Here is a 16947-nt window from a genome sequence, read left to right as displayed (position 1 = left end):
CATGACCGATCAAAGCCGGATCTCTCCCATCGAGGACATCATCGAGGACGCCCGCAACGGGCGGATGTATATCCTTGTCGACGCCGAGGACCGGGAGAATGAGGGCGACTTGATTATCCCCGCCCAGTTCGCCACGCCTGAAGCGGTGAACTTCATGGCCAAGTTCGGCCGCGGCCTGATCTGCCTGCCGATGACGCAGGCGCGCGCCGGGACGCTGGGCCTGGAGCCGATGTCCCGCGAGAACCAGGCGCGCAATCGTACCGCCTTCACCGTTTCAATCGAAGCGCGAGAGGGGATTACGACCGGGATTTCCGCCCATGACCGGGCGCATACGATCGCCGTCGCCATCGATCCCGACAAACGCGCCAACGACATTGTATCGCCCGGCCATGTCTTCCCGCTGGTCGCGAAGGATGGCGGGGTTCTGGTGCGCGCCGGGCATACCGAGGCGGCGGTCGACATCTCCCGCATGGCGGGGCTGTTCCCGGCCGGGGTGATCTGCGAAGTGATGAAGGATGACGGCACCATGGCGCGGCTGCCGGACCTGATCGAGTTCGCGCAGGAGCACGGCCTGAAGATTGGCACGATTGCGGATCTGATCGCCTATCGCCGCCGGCACGACAATGTGGTCGAACGCCTGCTGGAAACCGAGATCGACAGTCAGCATGGCGGGAAATTCCGCATGATGGCCTATCGCAACACGGTCGACGGGTCGGAACACGCGGCGCTGGTCTCCGGAGAGATCGACGCCGGCCAACCGACGCTGGTGCGGGTTCACAAGGTGGATTTCGGCGCCGATCTGCTGGGTCTGGAGCGCGGACGCACGGACCTGATCTCCCGCGCCATGGAGATTGTCGCCGACGCGCCGCAAGGCGGCGTGGTGGTGCTGATCCGCGACACGGACGCCGGCGCGCTGTCCCGCCGTTTCGGGGATTCGCCGGCGGAAGACGAGGATGCGGAGATCAAGCGCTATCGCGAGATCGGCACCGGATCGCAGATTCTACGGGACCTGGGCGTTGAAAAAATGACGCTTCTGACCGATACGCCGCAGAAGCTTGTGGGTCTTGAGGGTTACGGACTGACCGTTTCCGGCTGGCGCACTTTCGACGGCAAGGAACATAATCATGGCTGAACCCCGCCTGCTGATCGTGGAGGCGCGCTTTTATGGCGAGGTCGCGGACGCGCTCTATGACGGCGCCGCGGCGGCGCTGGACAAGGCCGGCGCATCGCATGAGCGGATCGACGTGCCGGGCGCCTTCGAAATTCCGGGCGTGATCGCCGCAGCCGCCGACAGCGACCGCTATGACGGGTTCGTGGCGCTGGGCTGCGTGATCCGGGGCGAGACGAGCCATTATGACTATATCTGTCAGGAGACCGCGCGGGCGCTGATGGATCTTTCGCTGATCGGCGTTCCGTTGGGCAATGGAATCCTGACCGTGGAAAGCATGAGCCAGGCCATGGAGCGGGCCATGCCCGACCGGAAGAATAAAGGCGCGGACGCGGCGAACGCCGCCCTACGCATGATCGAGCTGAAGGCGAAATTCGAAGATGAGTGAGAACCCTTCAGAGAACCGCGCGCGCCTGCGGGCCGCCGCGCGCTTTTCCGCCGTTCAGGCGCTCTATCAGATGGAAGTCTCCGGCCGCGGGGCCAAGGCCGTGGTTCTGGAGTTCCGCAATTATCGTTTCGGCGGGGAGCACGAGGTTCCCGATTATATCGAGGCGGATGAGGATTTTTTCGAGGATCTGGTCATGGGCGTTGTCGGGCGTCAGGACGATATCGATTCCATCGTTTCCAAACGTCTGGCCACGGGCTGGCGTCTGGACCGCATCGACTCGACCTTGCGGGCCGCGCTGCGGGCCGGGGTCTATGAGCTGACGCAACGCTCCGACGTGCCGGTGAAGACGATCATCAATGAATATGTCGAGATCGCCCGCGATTTCTTCGAGGACGACTCGCCGAAATTTATCAATGGCGTTCTGGACGCCGTCGCCCGCGACGTGCGGGGCGGCGAGCTGGCCCTGAATGGCTAGCGGCGAACGCCCCGGGGAATTCGAATTCATACGGCGCTATCTGGCGCCGCTTTCGAGCGAGGGCGGATTTGCCCTGACCGATGACGCCGCCGAGTTGATTGCGGGCGAGGGCTGGGTCGTTACGTCCGACATGATGATCGCCGGGCGGCATTTCCTCGCAAATGATCCGCTGGAGAGCATCGCGCAAAAAGCATTGAGGGCCAATCTGTCGGACCTTGCCTCCAAGGGCGCGGAGCCGGTCCATTACATGCTGTCTCTCGCGCTGCCCGACGACTTTTCAGAAGCTGACATGGCGGCGCTGGCCTCTGGACTGGCCGAGGACCAGACCCGCTACGGCGTGAAGCTGCTGGGCGGCGATACGACAGCGACAAACGGGCCGCTGACCCTCTCGATCACTGCGCTGGGCAATCGGCCCGACAAGGGCATGGTGCGCCGCAACGGGGCGCACGCCGGCGACCGCCTTTATGTGACCGGCCGGATCGGGGAAGCCTGGCTTGGCCTACAGGCCTTGCAGGGCCGGATACAGGGAAAATGGGCCGGTCAGAAGGCCGCATACCGTCAGCCAGAACCTCCCGTTGCGCTTGCGGCCTATCTATCGGGGCTGGCGTCGGCGGCGCTGGATATTTCAGACGGGCTGCTGGCGGATGCGGGTCATATCGCCCGGCAATCCGGGAAGCGTCTGGAGGTGGACCTCTCCCTCATGCCGGTCAGCGAACAGGCGCGGCGCTGGATTGACGCTGACGACGCCCCCGATGACCGGCTGCTGGATCTGGCGACGGGCGGGGACGATTATCAGATCCTGTTCGCCGCGCCGCCTTTCGCGGAGGATGCGATTGCGTATGCCGCCGATCAGACGGGCATTGGCATCACCCGCATTGGCAGGGTGAGTGAAGGCGAGGGGGTGAACGCCACCGGCCGCAACGGGCCGGTTTCGGCCGTTCGAGCGGGATTCACCCATTTTTGACGGCTTTGCCGTATATCTCGCGCCATGAAACAGGCGCTCCTGATCCTTGGCTTTGTGCTCTTCACGCTTCCCGCGTTTGCCGCGGCGCCCGAGAAATCGGGCAAGAGCGAAGCGCATGGGAACCGCTATCAGGCCGGTTTCACCCTGGAATCTCCGGAAGAAGAAGCCGAACCGCCGGAAGATAACGGCCGCGGCGTGGAGATTCCCACCCTTGTCGTCCCGGTTTTCGAGGATGGCCGCCTTCTGAATTACGTCTTCGTGTCGGTTCGCCTGCAGGTCGCGGACGGCGTTGATCCCTGGAAGGTGCGCGGGCGGACCCATTATGTCCGCGATGCGATGATCCGGGCCGCCCACAAGCAGTCTCTGGGCGCGGACGGCAACGGCCGCGCGCTGGACCGTGAAAAGGCGGCAAAGGTCTGGATGGCCACGGCGAACGAGACGCTTGGCGGAGAATCAATCACCGGCATCCACTTCCTGACCGTGGACTCTCGCAGCTAGGTCCTGACACCCCATTATTTATAACGGGTTCCGGCGGCGATGTTGCGCCGCGCTTGCGCATTAGGCATAACCGGAACATCAAGTTGGAATGGGTAGGGCGGCGCGTTCCGCGCCGTAAAAAAGGCCCTATGGGCTGTCTTTAACGGGTAATCAAAAAATGTCACTTGCACTCTGGTTGGTAATCGCCGCCGGTCTTCTGGCGCTCATTTATGGCGCCGCACAAATCCGCTCCGTGCTGAATGCAAGCGCGGGCAATGAGCGTATGCAGGAGATCGCGAAGGCGATTCAGGAAGGCGCGAACGCTTATCTGCGCCGTCAATATATCAGCGTCGCCATTGTCGGCGCGGTGATCTTCGTCATCGTATTCCTGCTGCTGGGCTATCTGCCCGCTATCGGGTTCGCCATCGGGGCGATCCTGTCGGGCGCGGCCGGCTTCATCGGGATGCTTGTTTCCGTCCGCGCCAACGTGCGCACGACCGAAGCGGCCCGCCAGGGCCTGGCGCAAGGCCTTTCCATGGCGTTCCGCGCAGGCGCGATCACGGGCATGCTCGTGGCCGGCCTCGCGCTGCTGGGCGTGACGGTCTATTACGCGCTGCTGATCGGGCCGTTCGGCTTTGAATCCGCCAGCCGGGACGTTGTTGACGCGCTGGTTGCGCTGGGCTTCGGCGCTTCGCTCATCTCTATCTTCGCGCGCCTAGGCGGCGGCATCTTCACCAAGGGCGCCGATGTTGGCGGCGACATGGTGGGCAAGGTCGAAGCCGGTATTCCGGAAGACGATCCTCGCAACGCGGCGACCATCGCTGACAATGTGGGCGACAATGTCGGCGACTGCGCCGGCATGGCGGCCGATCTGTTTGAGACCTATGCAGTGACCGTGGTCGCCACCATGGTGCTGGCCTCCATCATCTTCGCCTCGGCCTCCGCGGCGACCATGATGCTGTATCCGCTGGCCATTGGCGGCGTCTGCATCATCGCCTCGATCCTGGGCACGTTTTTCGTGCGTCTGTCCAAGGGTTCGACGTCCGTCATGGGCGCGCTATACAAGGGCTTGGCGGCGACCGGCGTGTTCTCGCTGGTCGGTATTGCCGTCGTGACGCAGCTGGTGTTCCCGGAAGGCTTCGCCACGGCATTTGAAGTCACGGGCGGTCAGACCTTTACGGCGACCAGCCTGTTCATCTGCGGCGTGCTGGGTCTTGCCATCACGGGCGCGATTGTCTGGATCACCGAGTACTATACCGGCACCGCCTACCGGCCCGTTCGCAGCATCGCGGCGGCCTCTGAAAGCGGTCACGGCACGAACGTGATTCAGGGCCTGGCGGTTTCGCTGGAATCCACGGCGGTTCCGGCGCTGATCATCATTGTAGGCATCATCGCGACGTTCCAGATTGCCGGCCTGTTTGGCATCGCCATTGCGGTGACCACCATGCTGGCGCTGGCCGGCATGATCGTGGCGCTGGATGCGTTCGGTCCGGTCACGGACAATGCCGGCGGCATTGCCGAGATGGCCGATCTTGAAGGCAATGTCCGCGACACCACGGATGCGCTGGACGCTGTGGGCAACACCACCAAGGCGGTGACCAAGGGCTACGCCATCGGCTCCGCGGGGCTTGGCGCCCTGGTTCTGTTCGCGGCCTATACGCAGGATCTGGCGTTCTTTGCGGCGAATCCGGACGCGTATCCGTTCTTCGCGGGCATCGACATCAACTTCTCGCTCTCCAACCCGTATGTCGTGGTCGGCCTGCTGTTCGGCGGCTTGCTGCCTTACCTGTTCGGCGGGATGAGCATGATGGCCGTCGGCCGCGCCGCGACCGCGGTTGTCGAGGAAGTGCGCCGTCAGTTCAAGGAGAAGCCGGGCATCATGCAGGGCACGGAGCGTCCCGATTATGGCCGCGCCGTCGACCTGCTGACCAAGGCCGCGATTCGCGAGATGATCGTGCCGTCGCTGCTGCCCGTCCTGTCCCCGGTAGTGCTGTTCTTCGCGATCTGGTTCTTCGGCGGCGCCAGCCTTGGGCTGGATGACGCCGGCAAGTCGGACGCGCTGTCCTCAGTCGGCGCCATGCTGTTGGGCGTGATCGTCACGGGCCTGTTCGTCGCCATCTCCATGACGGCGGGCGGCGGCGCCTGGGACAACGCCAAGAAGTACATCGAGGACGGCAATCACGGCGGCAAGGGCTCCGAAGCCCACAAGGCCGCGGTGACGGGCGACACGGTGGGTGATCCCTACAAGGACACCGCCGGTCCGGCCGTGAACCCGATGATCAAGATCACCAATATCGTCGCGCTGCTGATGCTGGCCGTTCTGGCGCACTAGCAAGCCTCGATACGATCACAAAAGAAAACGCCCCGGTTTCGGCCGGGGCGTTTTTTTATGCGGATTGTAAGGTTTGCAGGGTCTGGCTCAGGAACCGTCGGGCCGCGGGCCGCCGGCGCCGCCGGGCAGGTTGCGGTCACCGCCCAGCTGTTCGGTCGGCAGGCGCCCGATATTGCCAAAGAGCTGTTCGAGAATCGTCAGCTCGCGGCCCCGGGTCGGCGTTTCGCGTCCCACCAGATTCACATTGCGGCCGTCGGCGAGATCATATTCTTCGACATTGCTCACCGTGCCGCCGTCATCGAATTCGATCGCCACGATACGGCGGGAACGCGTTTTCGGCTTGAAATAGGCCAGCTCCTCCCGCGTGGAGGAGATGTAATACCAGGTGTCGGTTTCGAAGACGCCGGTCGTGGACGGGTTGCCCAGACGCTCCATGACGCTGGCCTTGTCGTCCGTGCCCGCCTCGATGTCCTGGGGCAGGTTTTCGTTCGGCACATAGCCATGCGAGCGCATGACGGGGTTACAGGCCGAAACCACCAGGGCGGACGCGGCGGCTAAGAGGGCGAGGCGCATAATGCGTTCCTTGCTGCAAAGTCGTAAAAACTGTCGGTTGATTGCGTAAAGCCAGCCTTCGCGCCTTGCAAGCGCTCTGGTTCAGTCTATTCCTGCCCGGCATGGCGATTTTTGGACTTTTCAAACCCCGCAAACCGCGCCCGGAGCAGCGTCTTTACGAGTCGGTGCTGTCCGCCGCGCGCAATCCGGCCTTCTATGACGAAGGCGGCGCCGATGACACCGTGGATGGCCGGTTCGAGATTCTGGCGCTTCACATGGCGATTGCCTATCGGCGTCTGAACGCGCTGGACGAAGCGTTCGCGCAGGCCTTTTTCGACGCCTTCGTGAAAGACATGGACGTGAATCTGCGCGAGCTGGGCGTGGGCGATGCGCGCTTCGGGAAAAAGATGAAGCATATCGTGCAATCGCTCTATGGGCGCATTCAGGCCTATGGCGCCGCGCTGGGCGATGCGGATGAAGAGGCGGTGCGCGCGGTGCTGACCCGCAATGGCAGCGATGTGATCGGCGCGGCGGGCCTGGACGGCTTTCCGCGCTACGCCCTGGCGGCGGACCGTGAGATCGGCGCCGCGCCGATAGAGGCGTTTTCCAGCGCCGGCCTGCCCTGGCCGGACGCCGCCGGCGCGTGTGTCAAAGCCTGACCGCCTGACGTTGCATCATCGCGGTGTTCGGCTATCGTCCGCGCTCCTCCAGCCGAATTCACGGCGCTTCCTGCGAGGGACGATGTCCGCCGCTCTTACAATATCCATAGATGCGATGGGCGGCGACGACGCGCCTGCGGCGATCGTTGACGGCGTGGCCCGCGCTGCGCGCCGCGGCAACGGCGCGCACTATCTGCTGCATGGCTGCGAGTCCGAAATTGCTCCGCTGCTGGAAAAGCACCCGGACGCGGCGAAGGTCTCTGAAATCCGGCATTCCGATACCTGGGTCACCATGACCGACAAGCCATCAGAAGCGCTGCGCCGGGCGCGCGGGTCCAGCATGTGGAACGCGGTCGAGAGCGTGAAGCATGGCGAGGCCAATGTCGCGATCTCCGCCGGCAATACCGGCGCGCTGATGGCGATTTCCAAGATCGTTCTGCGCATGAAAAAGGGCGTTCACCGCCCGGCCATCGCCGCCAGCTGGCCCAATCCGAAAGGGTACAGCGTGGTGCTGGACGTTGGCGCGAATATCGAGGTCGAGGAAACCCAGCTGGTCGAATTTGCCATCATGGGCGAGGCGTTCTGCCGGGCCGTGCACGGCGTGACACGGCCTAGCGTCGGGCTGCTGAATGTCGGCGCCGAGGAAATGAAGGGCAATTCCATCGTCCAGGGGGCGGCCAAGCTGCTGCAGGAAGCGCATCTGGACCTTGATTATTACGGCTATGTCGAAGGCAACGACATTAGCGCCGGAGTGGTGGACGTGGTGGTGACCGACGGGTTCACCGGCAATGTCGCGCTGAAGACGGCGGAAGGAACCGCAAAGCTGGTCGCCGGGTTCATCCGTGAAGGGCTGACCAGTTCGGCGCTGTCCAAGCTGGGCGCCCTGATGGCGCGCGGCGGCCTGAACGTGGTGCGCCAGAGAATGGATCCGCGGAACGTGAATGGCGGGGTGTTTCTGGGTCTGAATGGAATCGTGGTGAAAAGCCATGGCGGAACGGACGGGCAGGGGTTCGCACAGGCTTTGAACGTGGCGTTGGATATGGCGAAGAGTTCTTACTTGTCTGAGATCGAGAAAAATCTGGCCCGGCTGGAACGGGTCGATGTCGAGGACGCGCTGGCCGCGCCGGAGACAGTCAGTTGACCGCTGAACGCCGGTCTGTCGTCCGCGGGGTCGGGGGCTATTTGCCCGAAAAGGTCCTGACCAATACCGAGCTGGCCTCCATGGTCGAGACCAGCGATGAGTGGATACGCGAACGCACGGGCATTCAGGAGCGCCATATCGCCGCGGAAGGCGAAACCACCGCCGACATGGCGGTAAAGGCGGCCGAACACGCCCTGAAAAACGCCGGGCTGGACGCCGGGGAAATCGATCTGATCGTCCTGGCCACGGCGACGCCCGATTACACCTTTCCCGCCACCGCCACGATTGTTCAGGAACGTTTGGGCGTGCGGCAGGGCGCAGCGTTCGACGTGCACGCGGTATGCAGCGGTTTCGTCTATGCGCTGGCGACCGCGGACAATTTCCTGGCCCGGGGGCAGGCAAAGACCGCGCTGGTCATCGGTTCGGAGACATTCTCGCGCATTCTGGACTGGGAGGACCGCTCGACCTGCGTGCTGTTCGGCGACGGCGCCGGGGCGCTGGTCATGACGGCGGAAGAGCCGCAGAGCGAACGCGGGGTCATGCAGACCTATATCCGGTCTGACGGCCGCTATCGTGATCTGCTTTATGTCGATGGCGGGCCTTCGACCACCAAGACGGTCGGGCATCTGCGCATGTCTGGCAATCAGGTATTCCGGCATGCGGTCGGCAAGATTTCGGAATCGATCGAACACGTGATGCAGGACGCCGGTCTGACGGCGGACGATATCGATTGGTTCGTTCCGCATCAGGCAAACCAGAGAATTCTCGACAGTGTCGCCAAGAAACTGAAAATTCCGGAGGGGCGGGTGGTTTCCACTGTCGCGCGTCACGGGAATACCTCGGCGGCGTCGATTCCGCTGGCGATGAGCGAAGCTTTCGAGGATGGGCGCATCCAGCCGGGCGACAATGTGCTGATCGAGGCGCTTGGCGGCGGCTTCACCTGGGGCGCCGCCCTCATAAAGTTCTAACCAAAACTTGACGTTGACGGGGCCGCGCGGGGTCCATAGCTTGTCCGCTCCGCCGTGGGGAGAAACTTGAGACAATGAGCAAAACGCTGACCCGCGCTGATCTGGCCGAAGCGGTTTACGAAGAAATCGGCCTTTCCCGGCAGGATTCCACGGAACTGGTTGAATCCCTGCTGGACACAATCAGCAGCAGGTTGGCGCAGGGACAGTCCGTCAAGCTGTCCTCCTTCGGCGCTTTCAATGTTCGCGACAAGAACGGCCGGATCGGACGCAACCCGAAAACCGGCGAAGAGGTGCCGATCGAACCGCGGCGCGTGCTGGTGTTCAAACCGTCACAAGTGCTCAAGGACCGGATCGACGGCAAGCTTTCGAAATAATCCCATGCCGCACGGAAAATCCGACCGCGCCTACCGCACTATCGGCGAAGCGTCCAAGGAACTGGATATCCCCGCGCATGTCCTGCGTTTCTGGGAAACCAAGTTTCATCAGATCAAACCCCTGAAACGCACTGGCGGCCGGCGCTTTTACCGGCCGCAGGACCTTGCCCTGATCGCGCGCATCAAGACGCTGCTCTATGATGAGGGCATGACGATCAAGGGCGTGCAGAAAGTCCTCAAGGACAATGGCGTCGCCGCCGTCATTGAAGGCGAGGGGGGCGCCCCCGCCATGCCCGCCGGTTCCCCGCAACTGGCCCGCCGCCTTGGCGAAGTCGCCCGCGACCTGAGTGCGGCGAAAAGCCGTCTGGACGAGGCCCTCGCCAAGCGGCACTGACGGAAGCGTTGCGGCGCTGCGCCGTGCACCCTATAAGCCGGTTTCCCGCGATCTTGATACGGAGCGTGGCGCAGCCCGGTTAGCGCACCAGTCTGGGGGACTGGGGGTCGCCGGTTCGAATCCGGCCGCTCCGACCATCGCGGGAATTTTTCGTTATGACCGACATTTATTCGGCGCAACTCGACCTCAAGCCACGGCAAAACTCCAGCACCGCGATCGTGGTCTGGCTGGGCGTGTTGTGCGCGCTGGTCGTCGCCATGATCCTGATTGGCGGACTGACCCGGCTGACCGATTCCGGCCTGTCCATCACTGAATGGAAACCCGTGACGGGCGCCGTGCCGCCGCTGAGCGACGCCGCCTGGCAGGCCGAGCTGGAAAAATACCGCCAGATCCCGGAATACCAGCTGCAGAACCACGGCATGAGCATGGCCGAGTTCAAGGCCATCTACTGGTGGGAATGGGGGCACCGCTTTCTGGGGAGGCTGATCGGACTGGCCTTTGCCATTCCATTTCTGGTTTTTCTTGTCATGCGGCGAATTTCCTGGCCGCTGGCGCGCCGCCTGCTGGCGATATTGCTGCTGGGCGGGCTGCAGGGCGCGGTTGGCTGGTGGATGGTATCCAGCGGACTGGTCGACCGTCTTGATGTCAGCCAGTACCGGCTGGCGACGCATCTGGGCCTGGCGCTGGTCATTCTGGCCGCGCTGTTCTGGACGATACTGGAATGCGCGCCTCCGCGCCTGACGCCAAAGGGAGAGCCCGCGGCCATTCGTGTTTCAACGGCGCTGGTTGTCCTGATCTTCGTGCAGATCATAAGCGGCGCCTTTGTCGCCGGGCTGGACGCCGGCATGATCTACAACACCTGGCCATCAATGGATGGCGGGTTCATGCCCGCCCACCTGCAAGCCGGCGATTTTGTCTGGAAAGATATTTTCGAGGATCGCGGCGTTACCCAGTTCAATCACCGTATCGGCGCCTATCTGGTGCTGCTCGGCGTCACAGCCGCCTGGCTGTTCGTGCGCGGCGGCGCATATGGGCGCGCCAGGGTCTGGCTGAATACGCTGATGGCGGTGGCGTGGCTGCAGGCCGCGTTGGGCGTGGCGACGCTGCTGAGCGTCACGGCGCTGCCGCTGGGGGTCGCCCACCAGACCGGCGCGGTCCTGCTGCTGATGTCAGCCCTCGGCTTCGCTCACGATTCACGCGGCGGTTTTGGCGCGAAACGGTTTTCCGGTTCGGAGAGCGAGCGCTCCACATAACCGTAATCAATGAATTTCAGCATCCGGTCAGAGCCGTCAGAGACGGCGAGGAAACCGTCCGGATAGGCCCCGCCATAAGTTTCCCCGCTGACATCCAGCGCGCCGGGATTGACCAGCGCGGGGACGGTCAGGCCCGGCCCGAAAGTGAGGGTCTGACTGGTCTCCAGCGAATTTGGATCCAGCAATTGAACGCTGTCGCCGGTGGCGGCGGCCAGGCTTCCCTGCCCGGACAGGACGGCGAAGCCCATGCCGGAGACATTCAGGTCCCGTTGCGCCGTCGCCTCGCCGTTTGCGTCTATGCGGGCCAACTGGCTGAGAGGGGAGGAGACGTAGAGAGCGCCGCCCGCCGGATCATAAGCGCAGCGCCGCGCGCTGAAGGGGGCGTCAAACCCGGTCAGACGTTCCGCGCTTAGCTGCTCCGCCCCGGTATCGCGAACGCGCCAGCGTTCAACCTGCCCGTCCGCGCCGAGCGCGAAGAAGTCGAGCCGGCTTTGGTCGGAGTCGGCCGTGCACACGGCCCGGATTTCGATTTCGGTGTCGAGCCCGGAGACCGGCACTTCCAGCAGCGCGCTTTGCTCTGCGCTGAACCCGATGAAATCGACGGTTCCGGTTTCCAGATTGGCGGCTGCGATCAGCGGCAAGGCCGATCCCCGCAACTGGAAACCAGAGGAGGCCGCCAGCGAGCCGTATGCCGGACCGGCCTGTTCAGCCACAACGCCGCCATCGACATTGAAGATCGTCAGGCCGCCGCTTTCCGGCGCGCCGGCGATCACTCCGTTATAGACAATATCGGCATTGGGCAGGGCGTGGACCGCCGTCAGGGGGCTTTCCAGTTCATCGCTGGACGCGGTGACGACAAGATCGGTCGCCTGGCTCTGCGCCTGTTCGCCATCCTGTGTTTCCGCGGTGTCGGTTTCTGCGGCGTCCTGACCGCAAGCGGCGAGCAGGGCGGCTGCGGCCGCCATGCTGAAAAGGGCGCTGCGGCGGCGTATAATCTGGGAAACCGGCATCAAGTATCTCCGATCGAATTCGTGTTTGCGTCACTATCGCATAATTGTCTGGGGAGATAGCAAGCATGCGCCGTTCGGCAATCCGGTAAAATAATACCGCATGCATAAAATCATGTTTTATAGCGGTATTTTTCCGTGTTTGAATTGACATCGGTTGCACAGCGCCGTACACCGCGCGCCGAACAGCGGCCCGTTTGAGTGCGGGGCGCGTCACCCGTTATCAGGTATCGAAGATTATGAAGACCTTTTCCGCCAAACCCGCGGAGATCGAAAAGGACTGGATCGTCGTAGACGCCAAGGGCGCCGTGGTTGGCCGTCTGGCCGCCTTCGTGGCGTCGCGTCTGCGCGGCAAGCACCGTCCCGATTACACTCCGCATGTCGATTGCGGCGACAATGTCGTCATCGTCAACGCCGATCAGGTTGTCTTTACGGGCAACAAGCTGACCGACAAGCGCTATTACCGTCACACCGGCCACCCGGGCGGCATCAAGTCGACCACCCCGGCCGAAGTGCTGGGCGGTGATCATGCCGAGCGCGTCGTCAAGAAGGCTGTCGAGCGCATGCTTCCCAAGGAAAGCCCGCTGGCCCGCCAGCAGATGTCCAATCTGCGCGTTTACACCGGCGCCGAGCATCCGCATGAGGCTCAGAAGCCCAAAACCATCGATTTCAAGGCGCTGAACGCCAAGAATGTGAGGATCAAATAATGGCCGATCAGGTTCGCTCTCTCGAAGACCTGAAAGAGGCGCTTTCCGACGCTGACAGCGTTGAGGAAGCCACCGAAGGCGGCGTCCCGTCCATCGACGAGGAAGCCCTGCCGGAGCCGAAGATCGACGAGCATGGCCGCGCCTATGGCACCGGCCGCCGGAAAAAGGCGATTGCCCGCGTTTGGGTCAAGCCGGGTTCGGGCCGCATCACGATCAACGGCAAATCGGAAGAAGACTATTTCGCCCGTCCGGTCCTGCGCATGCTGCTTCGTCAGCCGCTGCTGGCCGCCGAGCGCAATGACGAATTCGACGTGATCGCCACGGTTCGCGGCTCCGGCCTGTCCGGACAGGCGGGCGCGGTGCGTCACGGCATTGCCCGGGCGATGGTCAATTACGAACCGGCGCTGCGCGCGGTCCTGAAGCCGGGAAGCTTCATGACGCGGGACAGCCGCGCGGTGGAACGCAAGAAGTACGGCCGCAAGAAAGCGCGGAAGAGCTTCCAGTTCTCCAAGCGTTAATCGAGCCGGTCTCGACTGTTGGAAAGGGGCGTCCCGGATACGGGGCGCCCTTTTTTTACGTCTCGCGTCGGCTACAAATGGCGCAAAACTTTTATCAGAGAGCGCATTCTTGACCGCTTCACCGGACAATACCGAACCCGCGCAGGCGGACATTCATGCCATCATAAAGCTCTACAGCGCCGGGCGGCTGGATGCGGCCGAAGCGCAAACCCGCAAGCTTCTCAAGGCGCATCCGCGGGTTAGCCGGCTGCACAATCTGCTGGGTGCCTGTCTGGCTGGGCAGGGGCGGCTTGATGAAGCGGTGAAATGCTATCGTGACGTCCTGGATATCGATTCATCCCATGCGGGGGCGCAAAACAATCTTGGCCTAGCGCTGATGCAGCTGGGCGACGAAGCCGGGGCGGAACAGGCTCTGCGCCGGGCCGTGGCGCTGGACCCCTCGCTCGCGGAGGCGCATCAGAGCCTTGGCGCGCTGGTTCACCGACATGGCGAGGTCGAGGAAGCCGCCAGACACTATCGCCTGGCGGTCAAGGCCAAGCCCGACCACGCGGCGGCGTGGAAAAATCTGGGGTCCGCGCTGGAAACCCTCAATCAGCCCGGCGAGGCGGAAACGGCTTACCGGAGGGCGATCGAGGCGGATCTGGGCTTTGCCGAAGCCTATAACGGCCTTGGCGGGGTGCTGCGCACGCAAGGAAAGCTGGAAAACGCCGCGGAATGCTGCCGCAAGGCGGCGGAGCTGAAGCCTGATTATGCAGCCGCATTCAATAATCTCGGCTCCATCCTGAAGGCGCAGGGGCGGCTGGATGAAGCGGCGGCGGAATATCGTCGCGCGCTGGCCCTGAACCCGGACATGCCCGAGGCACATTATAATCTGGGCCTCACTCTGCAGGCCGATAATCGTCTGGAAGAGGCGGCCGGCGCCTACGAGGCGGCCAATATCAGGGATGCCGGCGAACGCGCGGCCCTCTGCTATTACAAGACCCGTCAGTTCGACACGTTCCGGACGCGGCTGGCGGCCTTGAGCGAGGGCGCGCATGTTTCGCCGCTTACCGCGTCGCTGTCCGCCCATCATGCGCGCAATTTTCAGACGGAAGACGCCTATCGTTTCTGTCCGCAGCCGGCGGGCTTCATCCATAAGGGGCATGTGAGCGCGCTCACCCGGGACGGCTCCGGGCTTCGCGCAGCGCTTCTCAGGGATATTGAGGCGGCGGAGATCGAAGACCGGAAACAGAAACTGCTGCATCAGGGCGTGCAGTCTTCCGGGCATCTGTTCCAACGGCCCGAGCAATCCTTCGCCGATCTGGCCGCGCTGATCCGGGACGAGATCGAGCGCTACCGGCAGACATTCGCGGGCGCCGATTGTGTTTATATCCAGCGTTTTCCCGAAAAGATCGAGTTCACCGGCGCCTGGTACGTGAAGATGAAACAGGGCGGGCATCTGGAGGCCCACATTCACGAGGGCGGCTGGCTAAGCGGCGTGGTCTATCTGGCCATGCCGCAGGCGCGCTCGGGCGATGAAGGCAATATCGGCTTCAGCGTGCAGGGCGGGGGATACCCGAAGCTGCGCGATGATTTTCCCGAAACCATCATGCCGGTGGGCCTCGGCGATATCGTCCTGTTCCCGTCCTCGCTGTTCCATCGCACGATTCCGTTCGCGGCGGACGAAGACCGGATCTGCGTTTCGTTCGACCTGAAGCCCGCCGCGAGCGCCTAGCTTTTCACCAGCACGTTCTTACCCGGCGCCGGGTAAAGCGGTTTCAGCTTACCGTCGCCCGGTTTGCGCGCCGGCATTTTCTTGCCGGAGCGGTAGCTGAGCCATTGTTTCCAGTCCGGCCACCAGGAGCCGTCCTGCCGCTCCGCGCCTTCCAGCCAGGCTTCCTCGTCCTTGGGCAGGTTCTTGTTGACCCAGTAATGGTACTTATTGGCCGCCGGCGGGTTGATGACGCCCGCAATATGGCCCGACCCCGCCAGCATGAAACGCGTCTTGCCGCCAAATTGCTTCGCGCCGCGATAGACGGACGGGTAGGGGGCGATGTGATCGGTTTCCGATGACTGGATATAGGCGGGCGTCTTGATGTCCTTGAGGGACAGCGTCTCGCCCATCAGCTCCAGCTTGCCCTCGGAAAGCGCGTTCTTCTGGTAATATTCCCGCAGATAGACCATGTGCAGCGCCTTGGGCATGCGCGTCTGGTCGGCGTTCCAGTAGAGGAGGTCGAAGGCTTTCGGCTCCCGTCCCAGCAGGTAGTTGTTCACGTAGAATGACCAGATCAGGTCGTTGGCGCGCAGCATGTTGAAGGTGTCGGCCATGGATCGGCCGTCCAGCACGCCGCCCTGCGCGTCGATGATGCGTTCGATCTCCTCCAGCCACGGCTCCTCGGTGAACATCTGCAAATCGCCGGCGTCGCTGAAATCGGTCTGGGCGGCAAAGAAGGTGGCGGACTGGATGCGGTCGTCGCCGCGCTTGGCCATCAGCGCCAGCGTGGTCGCCAGCAGCGTGCCGCCGATACAGTAACCGACCGCGTTGACCTTCTCCTCGCCCGTTGCGTCCTTCACCGCCTCCAGCGCCGCGAATACGCCGTCTTCGATGTAATCCTCGATGGTCTTGCCGGCGAGCGACGAGTCCGGGTTCACCCAGGAGACCAGGAAAACGGTGAAGCCCTGATCCACGAGCCAGCGGATCATCGAATTCCCCTCCCGCATGTCGAGGATGTAGAATTTGTTGATCCAGGGCGGGAAGATCAGCAGCGGGGTGGAATAGGTCTCGTCCGTGGCGGGGGCGTACTGGATCAGCTCGATCAGCTCGTTCCTGAACACCACCTCGCCGGGCGCGGCGGCGAGATCCTCGCCCACCTTGAAGCCTTCGGTGTCGCTCTGGCGCAGGACCAGCTTGCCGTCGCCCGCTTCCAGATCCTGTACAAGATTGACCATGCCCTTCACCAGATTCTCGCCCTTGGTCCTCTGGATCTCGTCCAGAACGTCCGGATTGGTCAGGGCGAAATTTGTCGGCGACAGGGCGTCCACGAATTGTTGCGTATAAAATTCGATCTTGTGTTTTTCTTTTGGATCAAGATCTTCCGCCGCATCTATAAGGTCGTGCATGAATCGCGCGTTCAGCAGATACGCCTGCTTGATCGTATCGAAATAGGGGTTGCCGCTCCACGCTTCGGCGCGGAACCGCTTGTCGCCCGGCTGGGCCTCGATCACCGGCTCGACGTCCTCGCCCGCCGCGCGGCGGGCGGCGGAAGACCAGAGATCGGCGAAGCCGCTCATCATGTTCATCTGCGCGGCCATCACCTTTTCGGGATGCGCCATGGCGCTCTGCCAGGCTTCGGACATCGTGTCGCCCAGCCCGAACGGATCCTGAGTGGAAGGCGGGGTCTTGGACATCTGGGTCTGAAGCATGCGGCCAAGAGCCTGATTTCCGCGCACCGCGGCATCCAACATGTTGCGGGACAGCGCGTCGAGCGATTCCAGGTCCGGCGCGCTCATGCCCTCCCACGGGTTCATGCCGGGCGTTGCGCCTTTGGACTTGCCGCCTTTTGAAGTCTTGTCGCTCATGTCTCAAAAGTC

Annotated in this window: 18 protein-coding genes and 1 tRNA gene; 16 read left to right on the top strand and 3 right to left on the bottom strand. The window is 63.1% G+C overall.

Annotated elements, in window-relative coordinates:
- Position 1 precedes the first annotated feature (1 nt).
- From ribB to L338_RS08900, 6 genes are all read left to right on the top strand, one after another.
- Positions 2 to 1132, top strand: coding sequence for a 3,4-dihydroxy-2-butanone-4-phosphate synthase (gene ribB, locus L338_RS08925; RefSeq protein ID WP_022698029.1), 1131 nt, complete (start codon positions 2 to 4; stop codon positions 1130 to 1132).
- Positions 1125 to 1556 (top strand): 6,7-dimethyl-8-ribityllumazine synthase, encoded by a 432-nt coding sequence (locus tag L338_RS08920; RefSeq protein ID WP_022698028.1) that lies wholly within the window; start codon positions 1125 to 1127, stop codon positions 1554 to 1556. The genes ribB and L338_RS08920 overlap by 8 nt, the downstream gene beginning before the upstream one ends.
- On the top strand, positions 1549 to 2031 hold the full coding sequence (gene nusB, locus L338_RS08915) for a transcription antitermination factor NusB (protein ID WP_022698027.1): 483 nt from the start codon (positions 1549 to 1551) through the stop codon (positions 2029 to 2031). The genes L338_RS08920 and nusB overlap by 8 nt, the downstream gene beginning before the upstream one ends.
- On the top strand, positions 2024 to 2995 hold the full coding sequence (gene thiL / locus L338_RS08910) for a thiamine-phosphate kinase (protein ID WP_022698026.1): 972 nt from the start codon (positions 2024 to 2026) through the stop codon (positions 2993 to 2995). The genes nusB and thiL overlap by 8 nt, the downstream gene beginning before the upstream one ends.
- Before the next feature lie 24 nt (positions 2996 to 3019).
- A complete protein-coding gene (locus L338_RS08905; protein ID WP_022698025.1) occupies positions 3020 to 3493 on the top strand; it encodes a hypothetical protein in 474 nt (157 codons plus the stop codon).
- A gap of 157 nt (positions 3494 to 3650) precedes the next feature.
- A complete protein-coding gene (locus L338_RS08900) occupies positions 3651 to 5804 on the top strand; it encodes a sodium-translocating pyrophosphatase (protein ID WP_022698024.1) in 2154 nt (717 codons plus the stop codon).
- An 87-nt stretch (positions 5805 to 5891) separates the two neighbouring features.
- On the opposite strand, the gene L338_RS08895 is transcribed toward L338_RS08900, so the two are convergent.
- Positions 5892 to 6377 carry an outer membrane protein assembly factor BamE gene (locus tag L338_RS08895; protein ID WP_022698023.1) on the bottom strand — a complete coding sequence of 162 codons (486 nt, stop codon included), beginning with the start codon at positions 6375 to 6377 and terminating at the stop codon, positions 5892 to 5894.
- Positions 6378 to 6418: 41 nt separating this feature from the next.
- Here L338_RS08895 and L338_RS08890 point away from each other — a divergent pair, with 41 nt between their 5' ends.
- The 7 genes from L338_RS08890 to L338_RS08860 all read left to right on the top strand — a co-directional run bounded on the left by L338_RS08890 (position 6419) and on the right by L338_RS08860 (position 11145).
- On the top strand, positions 6419 to 7015 hold the full coding sequence (locus L338_RS08890; RefSeq protein ID WP_152485862.1) for a ubiquinol-cytochrome C chaperone family protein: 597 nt from the start codon (positions 6419 to 6421) through the stop codon (positions 7013 to 7015).
- Between the two features lie 82 nt (positions 7016 to 7097).
- Entirely contained in the window at positions 7098 to 8156 is a 1059-nt protein-coding gene (plsX, locus tag L338_RS08885; protein WP_027068406.1) for a phosphate acyltransferase PlsX, read from the top strand.
- Positions 8153 to 9124 carry a beta-ketoacyl-ACP synthase III gene (locus L338_RS08880; RefSeq protein ID WP_022698020.1) on the top strand — a complete coding sequence of 324 codons (972 nt, stop codon included), beginning with the start codon at positions 8153 to 8155 and terminating at the stop codon, positions 9122 to 9124. Before plsX ends, L338_RS08880 begins: the two co-directional genes overlap by 4 nt.
- Before the next feature lie 74 nt (positions 9125 to 9198).
- Positions 9199 to 9498 carry an integration host factor subunit alpha gene (locus tag L338_RS08875; protein ID WP_022698019.1) on the top strand — a complete coding sequence of 100 codons (300 nt, stop codon included), beginning with the start codon at positions 9199 to 9201 and terminating at the stop codon, positions 9496 to 9498.
- A gap of 4 nt (positions 9499 to 9502) precedes the next feature.
- Positions 9503 to 9892, top strand: coding sequence for a MerR family transcriptional regulator (locus L338_RS08870; protein ID WP_027068405.1), 390 nt, complete (start codon positions 9503 to 9505; stop codon positions 9890 to 9892).
- Positions 9893 to 9951: 59 nt separating this feature from the next.
- Positions 9952 to 10029 (top strand) — tRNA-Pro (locus tag L338_RS08865).
- A gap of 18 nt (positions 10030 to 10047) precedes the next feature.
- Complete coding sequence (locus tag L338_RS08860) at positions 10048 to 11145, top strand: COX15/CtaA family protein (RefSeq protein WP_051122745.1); 1098 nt, start codon at positions 10048 to 10050, stop codon at positions 11143 to 11145.
- Here the strand turns inward: L338_RS08860 and L338_RS08855 are convergent.
- On the bottom strand, positions 11079 to 12155 hold the full coding sequence (locus L338_RS08855; protein WP_022698018.1) for a phytase: 1077 nt from the start codon (positions 12153 to 12155) through the stop codon (positions 11079 to 11081). The two genes, L338_RS08860 and L338_RS08855, sit on opposite strands and share 67 nt — an antisense overlap.
- A gap of 236 nt (positions 12156 to 12391) precedes the next feature.
- Between L338_RS08855 and rplM the strand changes: the two genes are divergently transcribed.
- The 3 genes from rplM to L338_RS08840 all read left to right on the top strand — a co-directional run bounded on the left by rplM (position 12392) and on the right by L338_RS08840 (position 15091).
- A complete protein-coding gene (gene rplM / locus L338_RS08850) occupies positions 12392 to 12859 on the top strand; it encodes a 50S ribosomal protein L13 (protein ID WP_022698017.1) in 468 nt (155 codons plus the stop codon).
- A complete protein-coding gene (gene rpsI / locus L338_RS08845; RefSeq protein WP_022698016.1) occupies positions 12859 to 13377 on the top strand; it encodes a 30S ribosomal protein S9 in 519 nt (172 codons plus the stop codon). The genes rplM and rpsI overlap by 1 nt, the downstream gene beginning before the upstream one ends.
- A gap of 109 nt (positions 13378 to 13486) precedes the next feature.
- Entirely contained in the window at positions 13487 to 15091 is a 1605-nt protein-coding gene (locus L338_RS08840; protein WP_022698015.1) for a tetratricopeptide repeat protein, read from the top strand.
- Here the strand turns inward: L338_RS08840 and phaC are convergent.
- Entirely contained in the window at positions 15088 to 16935 is a 1848-nt protein-coding gene (gene phaC / locus L338_RS08835) for a class I poly(R)-hydroxyalkanoic acid synthase (RefSeq protein ID WP_022698014.1), read from the bottom strand. The two genes, L338_RS08840 and phaC, sit on opposite strands and share 4 nt — an antisense overlap.
- Between the last annotated feature and the right edge of the window lie 12 nt (positions 16936 to 16947).

The organism is Euryhalocaulis caribicus, from assembly GCF_000412185.1.
Taxonomy (GTDB): Bacteria; Pseudomonadota; Alphaproteobacteria; order Caulobacterales; family Maricaulaceae; genus Euryhalocaulis; species Euryhalocaulis caribicus.
This window is presented reverse-complemented; position numbering and strand designations above follow the sequence as displayed.